This is a genomic window from Candidatus Methanoperedens nitratireducens, assembly GCF_900196725.1.
GTDB classification, from domain to species: Archaea; Halobacteriota; Methanosarcinia; order Methanosarcinales; family Methanoperedenaceae; genus Methanoperedens; species Methanoperedens nitroreducens_A.
The window spans coordinates 1-16,542 of sequence record NZ_FZMP01000006.1 but is presented as its reverse complement, the minus strand read 5'-3'; the positions used below and the strand labels follow the sequence as shown (position 1 = coordinate 16,542).

General features: G+C 44.3%; 23 protein-coding genes. 14 read left to right on the top strand and 9 right to left on the bottom strand.

The genetic code is table 11. The features are described from left to right. The first annotated feature begins 4 nt into the window (after positions 1-4). From MNV_RS00575 to MNV_RS00555, 5 genes are all read left to right on the top strand, one after another. A complete protein-coding gene (locus MNV_RS00575) occupies positions 5-784 on the top strand; it encodes a 4Fe-4S dicluster domain-containing protein (protein WP_096203409.1) in 780 nt (259 codons plus the stop codon). Then, on the top strand, positions 784-1,947 hold the full coding sequence (gene nrfD, locus MNV_RS00570) for an NrfD/PsrC family molybdoenzyme membrane anchor subunit (RefSeq protein WP_096203408.1): 1,164 nt from the start codon (positions 784-786) through the stop codon (positions 1,945-1,947). The genes MNV_RS00575 and nrfD overlap by 1 nt, the downstream gene beginning before the upstream one ends. Before the next feature lie 190 nt (positions 1,948-2,137). Then, complete coding sequence (locus MNV_RS00565; RefSeq protein ID WP_143311541.1) at positions 2,138-3,076, top strand: hypothetical protein; 939 nt, start codon at positions 2,138-2,140, stop codon at positions 3,074-3,076. 9 nt (positions 3,077-3,085) lie between these two features. Continuing rightward, entirely contained in the window at positions 3,086-4,186 is a 1,101-nt protein-coding gene (locus MNV_RS00560; RefSeq protein WP_096203406.1) for a cytochrome c3 family protein, read from the top strand. Beyond that, the gene (locus MNV_RS00555) at positions 4,183-4,761 is read left to right on the top strand and encodes a HemK2/MTQ2 family protein methyltransferase (RefSeq protein ID WP_256999877.1); all 579 of its coding nucleotides are present in this window, start codon (positions 4,183-4,185) and stop codon (positions 4,759-4,761) included. Before MNV_RS00560 ends, MNV_RS00555 begins: the two co-directional genes overlap by 4 nt. Before the next feature lie 21 nt (positions 4,762-4,782). Here the strand turns inward: MNV_RS00555 and MNV_RS00550 are convergent, their stop codons facing one another. After that, positions 4,783-5,064, bottom strand: a complete 282-nt coding sequence (locus MNV_RS00550; RefSeq protein WP_096203404.1) for a DUF1699 family protein — start codon at positions 5,062-5,064, stop codon at positions 4,783-4,785. 125 nt (positions 5,065-5,189) lie between these two features. Between MNV_RS00550 and MNV_RS00545 the strand changes: the two genes are divergently transcribed. Genes MNV_RS00545 through MNV_RS00535 form a run of 3 tightly spaced genes read left to right on the top strand, consistent with a single transcriptional unit; the run spans position 5,190 to position 6,487 of the window. Continuing rightward, positions 5,190-5,597, top strand: coding sequence for a universal stress protein (locus MNV_RS00545; RefSeq protein WP_096203403.1), 408 nt, complete (start codon positions 5,190-5,192; stop codon positions 5,595-5,597). 36 nt (positions 5,598-5,633) lie between these two features. After that, positions 5,634-6,044 (top strand): DUF2111 domain-containing protein, encoded by a 411-nt coding sequence (locus MNV_RS00540; RefSeq protein WP_096203402.1) that lies wholly within the window; start codon positions 5,634-5,636, stop codon positions 6,042-6,044. Then, complete coding sequence (locus tag MNV_RS00535; protein WP_179293715.1) at positions 6,041-6,487, top strand: GNAT family N-acetyltransferase; 447 nt, start codon at positions 6,041-6,043, stop codon at positions 6,485-6,487. Before MNV_RS00540 ends, MNV_RS00535 begins: the two co-directional genes overlap by 4 nt. Before the next feature lie 14 nt (positions 6,488-6,501). Here the strand turns inward: MNV_RS00535 and MNV_RS00530 are convergent, their stop codons facing one another. The 5 genes from MNV_RS00530 to hisS form a co-directional block, all read right to left on the bottom strand. Further along, on the bottom strand, positions 6,502-7,347 hold the full coding sequence (locus MNV_RS00530) for an ATP-grasp domain-containing protein (RefSeq protein ID WP_096203400.1): 846 nt from the start codon (positions 7,345-7,347) through the stop codon (positions 6,502-6,504). An 18-nt stretch (positions 7,348-7,365) separates the two neighbouring features. Beyond that, entirely contained in the window at positions 7,366-8,013 is a 648-nt protein-coding gene (locus tag MNV_RS00525) for a RimK-like ATPgrasp N-terminal domain-containing protein (RefSeq protein ID WP_179293714.1), read from the bottom strand. 172 nt (positions 8,014-8,185) lie between these two features. After that, positions 8,186-9,181 (bottom strand): ketol-acid reductoisomerase, encoded by a 996-nt coding sequence (ilvC, locus tag MNV_RS00520; RefSeq protein ID WP_096203398.1) that lies wholly within the window; start codon positions 9,179-9,181, stop codon positions 8,186-8,188. 57 nt (positions 9,182-9,238) lie between these two features. Continuing rightward, complete coding sequence (locus MNV_RS19195) at positions 9,239-9,376, bottom strand: hypothetical protein (RefSeq protein WP_179293713.1); 138 nt, start codon at positions 9,374-9,376, stop codon at positions 9,239-9,241. A gap of 27 nt (positions 9,377-9,403) precedes the next feature. After that, positions 9,404-10,636, bottom strand: coding sequence for a histidine--tRNA ligase (gene hisS, locus MNV_RS00515; RefSeq protein WP_096203397.1), 1,233 nt, complete (start codon positions 10,634-10,636; stop codon positions 9,404-9,406). A gap of 176 nt (positions 10,637-10,812) precedes the next feature. On the opposite strand from hisS, the gene MNV_RS19190 reads away from it, so the two are divergent. Continuing rightward, positions 10,813-11,793 (top strand): hypothetical protein, encoded by a 981-nt coding sequence (locus tag MNV_RS19190; RefSeq protein ID WP_179293712.1) that lies wholly within the window; start codon positions 10,813-10,815, stop codon positions 11,791-11,793. A gap of 61 nt (positions 11,794-11,854) precedes the next feature. Continuing rightward, on the top strand, positions 11,855-12,775 hold the full coding sequence (locus tag MNV_RS00505; RefSeq protein ID WP_179293711.1) for a right-handed parallel beta-helix repeat-containing protein: 921 nt from the start codon (positions 11,855-11,857) through the stop codon (positions 12,773-12,775). Positions 12,776-12,926: 151 nt separating this feature from the next. Here MNV_RS00505 and MNV_RS00500 read toward each other — a convergent pair whose 3' ends face one another. The 3 genes from MNV_RS00500 to eif1A are packed head-to-tail and all read right to left on the bottom strand — an operon-like array spanning position 12,927 to position 14,585. Further along, positions 12,927-13,463 carry a KH domain-containing protein gene (locus MNV_RS00500; RefSeq protein WP_096203395.1) on the bottom strand — a complete coding sequence of 179 codons (537 nt, stop codon included), beginning with the start codon at positions 13,461-13,463 and terminating at the stop codon, positions 12,927-12,929. 52 nt (positions 13,464-13,515) lie between these two features. Further along, a complete protein-coding gene (locus MNV_RS00495) occupies positions 13,516-14,250 on the bottom strand; it encodes a serine protein kinase RIO (protein WP_218837836.1) in 735 nt (244 codons plus the stop codon). 8 nt (positions 14,251-14,258) lie between these two features. Beyond that, positions 14,259-14,585, bottom strand: coding sequence for a translation initiation factor eIF-1A (gene eif1A / locus MNV_RS00490; RefSeq protein WP_096203394.1), 327 nt, complete (start codon positions 14,583-14,585; stop codon positions 14,259-14,261). A gap of 179 nt (positions 14,586-14,764) precedes the next feature. Between eif1A and MNV_RS00485 the strand changes: the two genes are divergently transcribed. The 4 genes from MNV_RS00485 to MNV_RS00470 all read left to right on the top strand — a co-directional run bounded on the left by MNV_RS00485 (position 14,765) and on the right by MNV_RS00470 (position 16,448). Beyond that, positions 14,765-15,493: a hypothetical protein gene (locus tag MNV_RS00485; protein ID WP_096203393.1), complete on the top strand. Its 729-nt coding sequence runs from the start codon at positions 14,765-14,767 to the stop codon at positions 15,491-15,493. A 118-nt stretch (positions 15,494-15,611) separates the two neighbouring features. Then, positions 15,612-15,914, top strand: coding sequence for a hypothetical protein (locus tag MNV_RS00480; protein ID WP_096203392.1), 303 nt, complete (start codon positions 15,612-15,614; stop codon positions 15,912-15,914). Next, a complete protein-coding gene (locus MNV_RS00475) occupies positions 15,911-16,204 on the top strand; it encodes a hypothetical protein (protein ID WP_096203391.1) in 294 nt (97 codons plus the stop codon). The genes MNV_RS00480 and MNV_RS00475 overlap by 4 nt, the downstream gene beginning before the upstream one ends. Positions 16,205-16,223: 19 nt before the next feature. Then, entirely contained in the window at positions 16,224-16,448 is a 225-nt protein-coding gene (locus MNV_RS00470) for a hypothetical protein (protein WP_096203390.1), read from the top strand. Positions 16,449-16,542: the final 94 nt, after the last annotated feature.

Sequence of the window (16,542 nt, the reverse complement as noted above, 5' to 3'; positions counted from 1 at the left end):
TACAATGAACGTATCAAGACGGGAATTCGCTAAAATCGGATGTAAGATCATTATCGGAGCAGCCGCAGGTACTGCTGTAATCGAATCCATTACTACGAAAGGTATAGCAGCCGAGAATTCATCACAGGAGGATTACAACTGGGAAGAACATTACTGGGGCTATCTCGTCGATACCCGAAAATGTATTGGCTGCGGAAGATGCGCCAATGCCTGCAAGCTTGAGAACGATGTGCCATTCGATGAGCCTGTTTACAGGACCTGGATTGAGCGATACCGGGTAGTGAAAAAAGGAAGAGAAGAGGAAATAACAATAGATTCGCCTAATGGAGGCATTGACGGGTTTACTGATGACATCCCTGCCGGAGAGATAAAAAAGGCGTTCTACGTCCCCAAGATATGCAACCACTGTGAAAATCCTCCATGCGTCCAGGTCTGCCCTGTGGGAGCAACATATACTACAGAAGACGGGGTCGTCCTGGTGGATTATGATTACTGCATAGGATGCAGGTACTGCATCCAGGGCTGCCCTTATGGCGCAAGATACTTCAATAATGAAAAGGGGACTGCGGACAAATGCACATGGTGTTACCACAGGATCACCAAAGGTCTCCTGCCTGCATGCGTGCAGGCATGCCCTGTGGGGGCAAGGGTTTTCGGGGATTTGAAAGATCCGGAGAGCCCTGTAAATAAAATACTGGATAAAGAGAGAATCAATGTACTTAAACCTGACCTGGGAACAAAACCCAAGGTCTATTACGTAGGATTGGACAGGGAAGTGCGATAATGGAGAGTCTAATATGGGGATACATATATCCCAATGAAGCTGAAATCCAATGGAGCATACTGATAGTATTATATCCGTATATCACCGGTCTCGTGGCAGGAGCTTTCATAGCGTCATCATTATACCATGTTTTCGGTAAAAAAGAGATCAGACCTGTTGCGAGGTTCGCCCTTCTTACTGCGTTATCCTTCCTGCTCGTTGCGACGCTGCCACTTGTCACGCACCTTGGTCATCCCGAGAGGGGCATAGAGATCATGTTCACACCCCACCTTACATCTGCGATGTCAGGGTTCGGGTATATTTATTCATTTTATCTTATCGTCGTTGTGCTTGAGATCTGGCTGTCTTTCAGGGAAGATATAGTCAAAATGGCACTTAACTCCAGGGGATGGAAAGAACTCCTGTATTCAGGACTGGCACTTTTCTCATATGATATCTCTGAAAAAGCACTGCACGATGATGAAAAACTTGCAAAGAAACTTGCCATAATAGGTATCCCGTCGGCTGCTTTCCTGCATGGATATGTGGGCTTCATATTCGGCGGCATAAAAGCCAATCCCTGGTGGTCCACTCCGCTTATGCCTCTTATATTCCTGATGTCAGCCATCGTATCAGGCATAGCGCTGCTGATACTGCTCTATATCGCATCAATGAAGATAAGGAAACACGCTATCGACCACAAATGTCTCCATTCGCTGGCGCATTACCTGTGGATATTCCTGATCCTTGATGTAGCGCTGGAATTGCTTGAGGTAGTCAGCATGAAATACGAGTCTCTTGAAGAAATCGAGATAATTAACAGGCTCCTTTCAGATAAGATCGCTACTACTTTTTACGGTGTGCAGCTGGGACTGGGTATCTTTGTCCCGTTCGTACTTCTCCTTCTTGTAGGCATTATGAAGAACCGGGAAACGCTTAAAATGATTATGATATCGGTCTCATCTATTCTTGTGGTGATAGGTGTGTTCGCCATGCGGTGGAACGTAGTCATCGGAGGGCAGGAAATATCCAAGAGTTTAAGCGGAACCCTTACATATGTTCCTGTATTTTTCAGCCAGGAAGGTGTCCTGCCGGCGATTATAATACTGGTAATCCCGTTCATAATCCTGTTAGTTATAACCCGCATCCTGCCGCCCTGGAAGGACATGGAGGAAAAAGTTTAAGATAAATTTCGTAAGGTATTTATCGTAGAAACTCATTTAATTTTTAGAATTGCCAGACTGAAAAACGGGTACTTGGTTTTGGCTATGAGATAGGATTAATTGAAAATAACAGGAAAAATAAATATTTGTACTCTTAAAAAGATGTGAGAGAAAAATGTTTTCGAAAACCCGGAACCCAGAAAAGTATTATATGTTATTATATATCTATGCATTGATTGTATCTTTTTTCGCTTTTATTGCGCCGGCAGGGGCATCTCATCTGGATGCTCTTAATAACTCGTGTATAGATTGCCACAAGACATTATCTCCCTTTACCGATGAACAGAGCAGGTTCAATGAAATAAGACAGAACCATACTGAGAGAAACATATCCTGCTCGCTTGAATGCCATGAGGATTTCATACTGAAAAAAGCGACAGATAACTTCCAGCAGTGGTCCGAGTCAGGGCATTCAGCGTATTACGTCACCTGCGACGCATGCCACGGCGGCAACCCGCGCGCTAAAACAGAGGCTGAAGCGCATGCTTCTATGAAAAACGATAAAGACAAAAACAGCAGTATTTATTTTAAAAACATCCCCGAGACGTGCGGAAAATGCCATGCTGAAGAGCTTGATCATTTCAAGAACACCATGCATTACCAGAGATTAAAGTCCGAATCCCGGGCACCCTCATGCGTCACATGCCACCAGCCACACACCTTCAGGGTGCTAAAAGCCTCTGAACTTACTCCTCTATGCAGCGTTTGCCATAATTCGGCAGACCAGATAGCATCTGCAAGTGTACCAAAAGATGCAAAAAACGCCCTTGAAAAAGCAAGCGAATTACAGGAAGAGGTCAGGAAAGCAAAGAACGATGTTGCTGATGCAAAATCAAAAGGAAAAGACGTTACTTCAGCCCAATCTGACCTTGATAAAGCCACAGCGGTAATGGATAATGTCCCTTCGTTATGGCATAGTTTCAACCTGATGGACTTTGACCAGCAGGTCAATAACGGGATTGACTGGGCAAAAAGAGCCCAGTTTAAGACATCCGGTACCGAACCAACCGTACCTGCACGGGCACCGGGTGCAGGAACAGCAGCGGTGTTCGGGATTTTTGCTATATTATACCTGATACGGAAACGGTAAGTGAGGAAAATGGATAATACATCACCTATTGCAGTCATCAAGAACTGGATTTCAGCGCACAAAGTGCCTATTGTTATTGTGCTCGTTGTCATGGCTTCGACAATGGTAGTGGTTACTGAGAAAGCCCTTGAGATAACCGAAAACCCTGCCTTTTGCGGAAAGAACTGCCATATAATGAGACCATATTTTGATTCCTGGTATACATCCTCGCATAACGATGTCCGTTGCGTTGAATGCCATTATGAACCGGGAGTGATAGGTCATATAAAAGGCAAGGCTAACGGGCTTCTCCAGTTCTACAGCTATGAGACAACGGTCGAGGAATATTCCGGGAAATTATATGCAAAAGTCATGGATAATAACTGCCTCACCTGCCATGAAAAGCGCATCTTTTCTTCGGATGTGCCTTATACGGGTGTAAATTTCAGTCACCAGGCACATTTACTCCAGCCCAAGAGAGGAATCGGATTAACATGCACCAGCTGTCACTCCATGCTTGTTATCGGCATGAAAGAGCATCAGTCTGTTACAGACCCCTCGTGCAGCCAGTGCCATCCCAATATCGTTCAAAAAGATATCGGTCACATTGTGGTAACCACATCAACATGTTTCACCTGTCACTTCAGGGATGTGCCGGGTGGCACGTCCATATCGGGCTGCCCGTCATGCCACGGTCCTCCGAAAGAGACGCATCATAATTATACGAACTTCAACCATACTGATCATTTAGAACGCGGTTATGATTGCCAGACGTGCCATACGAACATATCAACAGGTGCGAATGATATCGTTTCGAAGAGCAAATGCTACTCATGCCATAATAGCAGGGACAGGGTTGAGAAATACGACGACTTCAGTTTCATTCATAAGGAACATGTTACAAACAATAAGATTGCCTGCTATAACTGCCATTCGGAAGTCAAGCATATGCCAGAGTTAAAGCAGAATCTGTGCTCTAACTGCCATAAGGCTGAACACCCAAGCGACTGGCTGAAGACGCATAAGACACAGGTTTTAATAGGCAAAGTATGCAGCGACTGCCACCAGCCGAAGTTCTGCTCGGACTGCCATGCAACAGGAGTAGCAAGCGGGAAAAAAGCAATAACTTGATCCACTATAGAAACGCAGTCATCAAAACCGATTCGTCTGTCTATGAACCTTCAGAGGATTCTTTCCTTCTTGCAGATGCGGCATTGTCGGAGATAAAAGATTCGGAAAGGCTTTTAGAGGTGGGATGCGGGAGCGGCATAGTGGCTGCGGTCATAAAAGCCAACACGAACGCAAAAATAGCAGGTATTGATATCAACCCCGATGCGGCAAAATGTACTAAAGAGAACGGGATTGACGCAATAAGAGGGGACCTGTTGGGCTGCATCAAAGGTAAATTCGATATGATAATATTTAATCCTCCGTATCTTCCGACCTCTGAGGAAGAAAGGACAGGAGGCTGGCTTAATACTGCTCTTGACGGAGGATGTGACGGCAGGAGGATTATTGACAGGTTCCTGGAAGAGGCTGGCAGATGCTTGGATGTGAAAGGGAAGCTCCTGCTGCTGGTATCCTCGCTGAGCGGAATCGAAGAAGTAAAATCGAAGATGGAAGCTCTTGGCTATACCATAGAGATCAAGAGCCAGGAGAGATTCATGTTCGAAACTCTCGCGGTCATAGTTGCCACTAAAACGTGAGCAGCCAGCAGTTCCCTGATATTAAACCTCTACCTCTGCGAACCTGTCAATATCAGTCCTGTGACCCCAGATATCCCCAACAAGCAGTTTTACATTCCTCATTTTCAAGAACGATTTTGTAGTGTTCGAAATCGTCTTCTGGTATGAGGAAGGCAGCTGTAACCTTTTTAATTTTGGACTCTTTTTTACAAGGTCAAAGATGTTTTTCTCGGAAGGTCTGAAACAGAAATGTACGTTTTCTTCGGTTGTGTCAAGGTTGTTGAGGTCTTCCTCTGAGCCAATGATTCTGAAAACGACTTTCATAATAAGTCATTATGGTGATTCTACTACATATATTTTTTTATTTTTAGTGCATTGCATTACGTTATTTTAGTCTGCAAGATTTAGCAAGGTTTAATAAGCATAAAGAACGATATGATATAGGGAAGATGGTCAATGTGGAAATTCTTCTTGCTACCGATGGTTCTCAACGGGCGAAAAAAGCCGAAAGGGTAGCCTTTCGTCTTTCAAAGGTATATCACCATCGTATGGCAGCACTGTTCGTTGTTAATTTTATGAACGCTCACTCGGCATCCGAGAGAGAAAAAGCAATAAAGCAGGGAGATAAGGTGCTGAACGAAGTAGCGGCTGAAGGTAAAAAACTGGGTGTGGAAGTTGAGAAGATACTGGAAATCGGACATACCGGCAATACCATATTGAAAGTATCTAAAGCTCTCAAAGTTCATACCATTGTTATGGGATCTGAAAGCAGGAACGTATTAATAAGATTCCTTTCAGGCAGCGTGACGGGAAAAGTACTGAAGAATGCAGGGTGTACTGTCATTGTTGCCAGATAATAAATTATATCTTGTATGAAGTGAAACATTAAGAAAATGGCAGAGTACACCAAAATACAGGTTTCCGCAGATTCGGATGCTTCGGATATCGCGCCGTTTGCAATGGCAGTACATGAGCTTTTAGGGCTCCCGGTAACCATGAGAAGCCTGAATAGAAAAGGTGTCAGGATCGAGAAAGGAAAAATCCTTGATAATAACTATACCGGTCCTGTACTGGAGCAGGTTTTAAAAGAAAACAAGATTATCCGCACCATCCCGACGAGCGGGAAATATACCGGGATTCCTGTAATCGTCGTGCCGGTAAGGAACAAGGAAGGTTACGGCATTGCAGCCATCGGAGTTGTGGACGTTGTGGGCACGGTTGACCTCGGGCTTGTGTTCGGCAGTTATCCTGAAGTTGTAAAACAGGTGCAAGAGTGCGTAAGATCAAAAGTGGCAGTACCTTGAACCCGCATATCCGCCCCGCAAAAAAGGAGGAGCTACCCGACCTTCTGGCTCTTGAGAAATTATGTTTTAAGGAGGAGACGTTCCACAGAAAACAACTGGGATATCTATTACTTAAAGCAAAGTCACTGGTTCTTGTCGCATCGGCTGAAGATAATATCATCGGTTCTATGATTGTTTTATTCAGAGAAAATATCCTGCAAGCCAGGATTTATTCATTGAATGTGCATCCTGCTTACAGGCGCATGGGTATAGGGAGCTTACTTATGGATACCACATTTGAATTTTTAAAAGAACGGGGATTCAGGAAAATCACTCTTGAAGCAGGTGTTAATAACACAGCAGCAAGGAACCTGTATGAATCAAAAGGTTTCTCGGTCGATAAAACACTCAGGAGCTATTATAAAAACGGAGATGATGCGCTTCACCTTACTAAAAATTTATGATACAAGCGCATTTATTATTTTTCATAAATATCCGTATCGGTAGTATCTTCATATCCATCATAGATACTTGGATTATCATTTATCTCAATAACTTTATATCCATCATCCGTTTCTTTTACATCAAGACCGTAAAGCCCATCCCCTACGCACTTTGAGAGGCTTATGCAAATCTCCTCCAGTTCCGGGGAAATAGAGTCGCGTGGGACGGCGATAGTATCTCCCCATACATTTTTCCCGTTGATCTTTGATTTTACTTTCCATCCGCCTTCCGGAATGCAGTATTTGCACAGGTAAAGCACTTTATTCTGCAGGATCCCAACGCGCCAGTCAAAATTCGATTGAACATACTCCTGGATTATCAGTACCTTTGATTTCCGGAGGTACTGTTTTGAGATCTCAATTAATTCTTTTTCGTTGCTTGCCTTCTCTACATGGGAAGAGAATCTCGTGTAGGGGGTTTTAATAACGACCGGGCATCCCAGGGTTTTGAAGATGCCATCAAGGTTCTCCTGTGAGTAATCACCGGTAAACAGAAGAGACTTTGGCGCCGGTACGTTATTTTTAAGGAATAGGTCGTGAAGTATCGCCTTGTTCGAGCATGTCCTGATGGAACGCGGGTCATCGATCACTTTCAGTCCGCTTTGCTCGGCGAGTCTTGAAACTATGTACGCAGAGTTACTCGGGTCGGTTGTGGCCCTTATGAACAGGGCATCGTATTCAGGTATCCTTGTGATATCCTCTTTAAAGATGAACTCAAATAGATGACCCATCGACTCCGCTGTCGATTTGAACTTCAAAAGAGCATTTCGCTCCGATTTATCATTGAAGTTGTATGCTTCGACAAAGCAGGCAATTTTCATGACCTTATTAATGATTTATTAAATACTCTGCTTTATTTTGTGCACTTTCTCATTCACGATATCCCACTTCACTTCCTTTTTCAGGGCTGGCTCGCAATGATTGAGGATAACATTCCCGTCATCTATCTGTACGATCAGTTTACATACCGGGATGTTAAATACTTCAAAGAATCTGCCGGCGAACTCTGATGTTTCGTCGTTGGTTGATTCCCCGAACATCTGTATTATTTCAAGCACTTCGCCCCTGACAGGGTGCAGCGATACGGGAAATCTTGAGTCCATGCTCATTTTTTTGATCATTCCGGGCAGTTTTGAGCCCGATTTTACGATCTTCATCGAGTTATTGGTGAAAGGGTTTACTGCCAGTAACATTACCGGGGTGCTCAAATCATCTTTCGGTTTTGTTGTAAGCCTGTAGCCGTTCGTCGGTAAACCGTACCTTCTTGCTTTCTCGATAAGCAACGGGTTCCTGTATGCATCCATTATTTCCGTACAATCCGGTGTGACCTCTACTCCATAGGTCTCCGCATGAGCAGATACGTAATATCCCATCCGCAAATAACGGTAATCATGGTTGATATTAAGTACGCTGTCGTGCACTGGTTGCCTTAAAAACAGTAACGGACTAGAGTCGCTTTCATCTTCATCTTCGCTGACTATAATCATTTTAGATATCAGTCCACTGTCCAACATTATATGCTGAGTATAAATAAGTAACGAGTGGAAAGGGTTGTTTCATCTGAAAAACATATGAGGTGCAATCATTTTATGGTACTGGCAAGCTCAAGGGGGGACGGATTCTTTACGAACAGATATTTTTAGCTAAAAAATAAAAAATTTAATCTTTCTTCAGCCACGGCATCATGGCACGAAGTTCCTTGCCGACCTTCTCTACCTGATGCTCGTTCTCCTGCCTCTCAAGAGCGTTCAGCACAGGTCTGTTCGCCCTGCTCTCAAGCACGAATTCCTTTGCGAACTCTCCGCTCTGTATCCTGCGGAGCGCCTCTTTCATCGCCTGCCTTGATTGCTCGTTGATCACTTTCGGACCAACCGTAAGACCACCGTACTCGGCTGTATTGGATACATAATACCACATCTTGCTCAAGCCGCCCTCGTGTATCAGGTCGATTATGAGCTTCATCTCATGGAACGTCTCAAAGTAAGCGATTTCAGGCTGGTATCCTGCTGCAACAAGCGTCTCAAAGGATGCTTTCATCAAAGCTGTTGCTCCGCCGCACAGGTCAACCTGCTCGCCAAAGAGGTCGGTCTCAGTCTCCTCCCTGAACGTAGTCTCAAGCACGCCTGCGCGGGTGGCGCCTATGCCCTTTGCATAAGCCATACCGATATCCCTGGCATTCCCAGAGGCATCCTGGTATATCGCAAGCAGCGCAGGAACGCCGATACCCTCGGTATATGTGCGCCTCACAAGAAAACCCGGACCTTTTGGTGCTACCATTATCACATTCACGTCTTTCGGCGGAACAATCTGGTTATAATGGATATTGAACCCGTGGGAGAAACACAGCGTTTTGCCCTCGCTCATGTGCGGGGCTATTTCGCTGTAATAAACAGCGCTCTGTATCTCATCCGGTACGAGCATCTGAATGAGATCGCCCTTTTTAGCAGCCTCAGCCACAGTCATAACGGCAAGACCGTCGTTCTTTGCCTGGTTCCAGGATTCACCGCCTTCCCTCACACCCACGACCACATCGAGCCCCGAATCATGCAGGTTCTGCGCCTGCCCCCCGCCCTGGCTGCCGTAACCGATAACCGCGATAGTTTTGTCTTTCAATACATCCAGATCTGCATCTTTGTCATAGAATATTTTAACCATGAATTATCCTCCTGCATCCTTTGATAGCATTAATATGTATAAAGTTTATTCAACGTTTCAGGGATATACGTGGTTCTGCTCATCATCATCGAAGCCGGGGCCGAACAGCAAGAGCAGGTTCTCCACTTGGACGATAAGATTAAAACCGGGTAATTCAATCCGTCCTCTCTTCCAGTTCTTCTTCGTATGCTTCATGGGGATGAAGCCTGAGTTTACCCATGCCTATTCTTTTATGCGCCTTACAACTTCCTCCACCGCCAGCAGCTCCTGCACCCCTGTCTTCATATCCTTAAGCGCCACCTTACCCGCATCAAGCTCGTTCTTCCCTGCGATAACCACATGGCTTGCACCTATCGTATTGGCATACGAGATCTGGTCTTTGAACTTCCTGCCCGCTACATCGACATACGTGGCTACATGCTGCCTGAGTTTCTGTGCGATAACTATAGCCTGTTCGCGCGTATCCTCGAATGATACGACCACGATGCGCTTTACTTCAGCAGGTTTCGCCTCGCATATCTCCATCACCCGGTCAAACCCGATTGCATACCCTGTCGATGGAGTATCCTCGCCCCCGAACAACTGCGCCAGGCGGTAGGAGCCTCCGCCGCAAACCTGGTTCTGCGCGCCAAGTCCCTCGCAGTATATCTCAAACACCATGCCGGTATAATAATCAAGCCCCCGTGCGATTCCCATGTCAACCTGGTATTCCAGCCCGTACACGTCCAGAAGCTCAAGGAGCGCCTCGAACTGCGATATCGCTTCGATATCCCCGACCAGTTCCCGCGCCTCTTGCATCGCATTTATGCCCCGGAGCCCGATAAGGCGGAACAATTTGCCGCGCATCTCATCGGGTGCGTTAATCTCATCAAGGAACTCATCAAGTCCCTTATCATCCTTTTTATCCACAAGCCGCATTATCCTGCTCTGCTGCTCGGGCTGGATATCTTTTAAGAGCGAGCGCACGATCCCCAGGTGCCCGACATGCAGGTCTCCTTTAACGCCCGCGCTGTTCAGCATCTGCACCGCAAGTGCTATGACCTCGGCTTCAGCCTCGGGGCGCGCGCTTCCTATGATCTCGATGCCAAACTGGAAAAACTCCCTGAAACGTCCCTTCTGCGGCCGTTCGTACCTGAAGCAGTTATCGAAATAATAGAATTTCAGGGGTTTTGGCGATTTCTGGAGACCTTCGACGTACATCCTTATGACGGGCGCTGTCAGTTCAGGGCGCAACGCAATCTCGCGGTCCCCCTTGTCCCTGAAATTATATATCTCACCCAGGATACCTTCGCCTGATTTTATCGTAAAAAGCTCGATATGCTCGAAAGTGGGCGTTTTTATTTCCCCGTATCCCCATTGTATAGCAACATCGCGCAGTCTGTTCTCAATATACCGCCTCTTTGCCATCTCATCAGGCAGGAAATCACGCGTGCCTCTGGGTCTCTGGAATTCCATAATATACTTCCTTTCGCCCCCGGTTATAGTATATTCCTTTATAAATCCTTATGCTTTTTATGTTAAGATACACCATCTGGTCAATAAACTTGAATTCCGAAAAGAAAATAATTATGATTATAAGCATATGAGAAATGTTTTTAAGGAATAATGGCTTATAATGTAGAGGTGACCCGATGAAAAAATTAGTACCCATCGTATTACTTCTTTTAATAGTCCCTTTTTCAGGCTGTACAGGTTCGAAATCCACAAGCGATAACCTCCCCGAAGAACTTCAAAATATCCAACTTGCAAATCCCAATCTCAACGGAAAGATCGTTGATGTCAAACTGGTCCCAAGCGACATCAGAGCAGGGGAAAAAGTTACAGCAGAGCTTATCATAGCCAATGCAGGTACTGAAAATATTACTAAAGAATCGGTTGAAATAAGAGCAAAAGTAGAGACGCTGGATGATACTATGGCGAACCTTGCGCTCAAATTCATGGGGGACGACAAAAAGACAAGAACGTTCAATATCGATTTTGAAGATAATATTATGCCTGGGACGGTCAAGCCGATCAGTGCATATTTCCAGACACAGCAGGAGATGCAGGGGAGGAACCTTGCTGGTACATACAAGATAACAATCATTCTATCCGTGAATGGACAAAAGGTAGATGCAAAAGTAATACCAGTAACCCTTCATTCAGGCAAGCCGCGGGAATTCACACCCACACCGACACCACCTCCTACTCCAACTCCGGCACCCACGCCTGTTCCAACTATAGCTGAAACCCTTGCACTCACACCCACTCCTACGCCCACGCCTGAACCTGTGGTGACCGCCACCCCGACTGGAAGAAAAGTTTACGCAAGGATAATGGCTAACAGGTTCACTGAACCGAAGAAAGAAATAGATGCTGGAGATGCTATAATGTGGGATAATATTGATGATACCAGATATACACTGATAGAGACGGGCGGAAAAGTCGCCAATATAACAGTCAAAGATAAAGTTACATTCGTGTTCAACACGACCGGTGACTACAGATTCCAGTTATATTATACGAACGTGCGGACGCCGTACAGTTATCAGGAGATCATCGTCAAGGTTAATACAACAATTAACGCAATCAATGCAACTAATGTGACAAATGCAACCGATGCAAGCCAGTAGCTTGCATTGGTTCACAATCTTTATATAATATAAAATTAAGTCGTAAATGAGGGATATGACAATGAATAAAATTTTAATAGGTGCTTTAGGTGCCTTTATAGTACTGTTGAATATCGGATTTGCAGGCGCAGCCACACTTAACGTCGGAGCAGGGCAGGCGTACACTACAATCCAGTCCGCAATAGATGCAGCGAACACAGGGGATATAATTTCGGTCGGCGAGGGAACTTACACCGAGAACCTGATTATAAAAAAGGACGGGATATCGGTAATAGGAAAGAACAAAGAAAAAACGATCATCGATGCCAAAAAAACCGGCAGTGCGATCAGGATTGAGACAAATAACGTGATAATCAGCGGGTTCACTATCCAGAACAACGGGGGAAGCGGAACATATGATGCGGGCGTAAGCCTTTATAATGCAGATAACAACATGATTGCCAACTCCATTATTATGAATAACAACGTGGGTATTTCGCTTTACACTTCAAGCAATAACAACGTGGTTTCAGGCAATTATATAAAATCAAGCGGCAGGTATGGCATATTCATCTACACATCCAGTGATAATAAAATATACAACAATAACATCGAGAGCAATCAGATCGGGATATATGCAGACTCAACCAGCACGAATCACATTTATTCGAATAATTTCATAGACAACAAAGACCAGGCTTACGATAACAGCGGTAAGAACTCATGGTATGAGGAGAAATCCGGCAATTACTGGAGTTCATCTAAAGGCAGCGGCGCGTTCGTTATTCTGGGCGGGACGGGCGCAAACGACAGTTATCCACTCTCAGGAAAAGTCTCGATAAAAGATGTGTCAATTCCCACACTATCCTCATCCGCCGAGCAAAAGTCACAGGTAGTAAAGGCGGAAGGAGCTACTGAAAAATCTTCACCGGGATTTGCGGTGAGCCTGGCAGTGGTTACGATAATCGTAATATCGGCTTTAAAAAATAGGAAAAGAATGTAGAACTATATCGCTATTCTTTAGCGGACTTCCGCTTATACCCGGTACATTCATAACAAGAACCTTTACACACCAGACGGCAGAATATCTCTTATGAAGTAAATAAGCCGGACCAAGTTAGCATCAACAGGGTTCCTTTCGTGGGAAAAAAAAGTTAAAAACCCAGTTTGGCGCGTTTCAATTCACTTTTCTTTTTCTCAAGGAACTTATAAACAGGTCCGTGGGTCGAACCCTTCAAAAGCATATCTATACCGGCCCGTGCCACGGCGTTTTGCTCCGGATATCCTATCAAACTTATCGTTTTCCCATAAACCGAGATGCGCGTCTCCGTAAGGTCCTCAAATACTTCTCTTGTCTTCCCTCCCCTGCCTATTATCCTTCCTTTTATGCGGGCAAGGTCTTTCTCCGACCTGGCAATCTCCGACACATCAATCGTTTCGAACATAAGAAGGTCATCGTCAAACAGCATGAACGCCTTTTCAGGGCTGAAACCCCTCGCTATAGCCTGGACTACTTCCTTTGCCCGCAAACCTTTAATCGGGTCTTTTGGCTCCATTATTTCAACATCTCCGCTATGGCTGTCGATATTAATCTCTGCGGTTGTTTTTTCCTCGATAAGCTCTTTAGTTTTGCCTGCAGGACCGACCAGCACCGCCACTCTATCAAGCGGGATTTTAATATGTTCTATCATTTTGCTTCCTCCTTTATAATCAAAATCATTTTTTCCTCGTCCACAGGGACATTCAATTTTTAAAAAACCTGGCTATATTGTTCACATCGCGCCGCAGGAACGTTTCTGCGTTAAAATGGTCTATCATCACCGATTGTCCCATGTCTATTATTACCGGGGACATATCGTTCATATCAATAAGTATGTTATATTCGCTCATATCAGCGTGAACAAGCCCTGCCCTGGAATACAGCAGTCTCATGTAATCCAGAATTCTGTTAAAAATACTCTGTGCTTCTTTTTCGGTTAATTTTACATCCTTCAGCTGGGGCATAGGTACGCCGTCTTTTCCGATAAACTCCATTAACAGTATATTCCTTCTTGTGATGTACGGCTTCGGGACCCTCACTCCGGCATCCTCAGCCCGCTTCAGGTTCTTGAACTCCTTTCTTGCCCATGCAAGGATTATATCTTTCCGGCTTTGTTTAATCCCGGTGAAACGCGGGTCTCCTAAAATATATTCTTTCATTGTATTAAAATTAGCAGTGGATATCATGTAGATTTTAACGGCGATCTCCAGGGTGTTGTTCTTCTTTGAGATCGCATGAAATATATTCGCTTCTTTCCCGGTGCTAACCGAACCGCCCATAGCATCAATGTAGCCCTTTTTGGCAAGCTCATACAGAGCCATCAGCGTTGCGGTGTCAAAAACGTCAGCAAAGACCTCCCTATCGCTGGAATCCTTGATACGCATGCGAAATTCATCAACTCTCTCATCCAGCCGGCGTAATCTTTTGTCGCTGACCATACGACCAACTAGCTTTTTAAGAACCCTTTACGCTGCAGCCAGTTCACCTGCGGACCGCTGTATTTCCAGACTATATCCGCTTTCTCATTCTGAAATGACCATGGAACAACAATAACAACATCCCCCTCCATGATCCATATCTTTTTCTTGATCTTACCCGGGATACGGGCAAGCCTTACGACGCCATCCATGCATCTGACCCTTATCTTGTTAGCCCCCAACAGTGTTTCGACCGTGCCCAGAACCTCGTTCGCACTTTTCTGCGGAACGCGAACCCTTGTGAATTCATCGGGCTGCGGACCTTTATCATTCCGCTTTACTTGTCGCTGTTTCAGTATATCACCTCTTGTTCAGGCTTCATATAGTCACCGCTGTATGTAAAGGTTACTGACAATTTAATAAAAAAGATTATTCTATCTTACATTATTTAATTTTTTCGTAGATACAACTCAAAAGGAAAGTTATAAGTAACCAGGTTTACAAAGGAATATTTATAAGGGGTTAGATTCGGAAAATGCCGGGCGACGTATTTGAGAATATCAGGACGCACAAGAAAAGCCGCAGGATTGTAAAGCCGGAACCGTTCTGGTTATACCAATTAAAAAAACTGGTTCCAACGCTGTTTGCAGTTTACCTGTTAACTTTTTCCGTCCTTTACATCGTTGTAACTATCCACCAGGAAACGAAAACAGATATTTTTATTCTTACTCAGGGCCCGATAGAAGCAATGGGGGTGCCAGTCTATGCTGGATTGCTATTCAACGTAGGTGTACTGTTCTGGAGTTTTTCTGCAGCGATCTGTTTTTTCTGCTCTGCGGTGCTGCGGAAGGATATCAACAACAGGGAGCTTCCGTCTTTTCTGCTGTTTTCCGGCATAATAACATCCGTTCTTATGCTCGATGATCTTTTCCTTTTTCGCGAAAGTTTTTACCCGATATACCTGAATGTGCCGGAAAATGCCGTTTACGCAGCTTATGGAATAATGCTGCTGCTTTATTTTATAAGATTCAGGACGACGATAATGGATACTGACTTCCTTCTTTTGTTCTTTGCTCTCGGGTTTCTTGGGTTATCGATGACTTTTGCTAAGTGGCCGGTTGAATTGCAAGCCAGCCAGTACCTTTTCAAAGACGGAGCCAAGCTATTCGGGATCATGACATGGTTCGCTTATTTCACAAGAATTGGCTTGAAACAGGTTAAGTATGCGATTTTGTTCCGGCAGCAGGGGCTTGCGAACGATTAATAATCAACAATATAATATTTAAATAATTTTATGCTGTTTTAAGATTTAAACGATATATTTATATAGTAATGTCAATCAATATTATAATGATTATAATTATTAAAGGAAGGTGAAAAACGTGGAATTAAATGCCGGAACTGTGATAGCCGGTATCGATCTGGTTGTTGGAATAGTAATAGTTTTCTTGTACGTCAAAATCCTGGGTTCATTGACAAGGAAACAATTAAAAGGCAGTACGATGTACTGGGCGTCAACGCTGTTATTTTTAACGGCTTTTATTTATGTAATTCACGCAGGCGTTGAAGTAGCCGGACTGGGCGAAGGGTTATATGCTGTAACCGGGCTTGTTGCAACGATTTTACTTGGATTCACTCTGGTTGTGATTGATATTATTACTCAAATGCTGGGGGTGCATTCATGAGCGAAGAACTCGTTGTACTGGTAAGTTTTTGGGCAGCTTTCGTAATTGATATTTTCATTATTTTTTACGCCTTTAAACTTTCAAAAAGAATGGGCGGTGCAGGTTTACTCAGCAAAACAACAATCTATTTAGGTCTATCGGGTTTAGTATTCGGCATTCACCATATCTTAGAGGTGTATTTAGAGGAAATCCCTGCCGGATTAGAAATTGCCGAAAGTATTGAAGGGATTGCGGCGATTTTATTAGGCATCGCGGTCTATCAGTTCTATAAATTGGTGAAAGGCGAGTAAATACTGGAGGATTATAAATATGCCCAGTGAATTAGCAAATAGGGTTATCGGTTTAATATCGCCTGTTGTTGGAGATTTTATAGCAAAGGCAAAGGTTATGGCTGCCTGTAAGAGGATGAATACGGATATAGAGTCATTAGATAAAACAAAATTAGAACTTTTTGCAAACCATATCGAAGCGCTATGTTTTGACCTGGGACCGGTAGCAGCCAAAAGTATTAAGGATAAAGTCCTGGCACTTTAGATTTTTTGAAAAACTCTTTTTTGAAGCAGGGCAGAGAAAAACCACGGTGTTCATGCAGTGTTATGTATAACCTGAGATTCAGGGTTTTATAGAC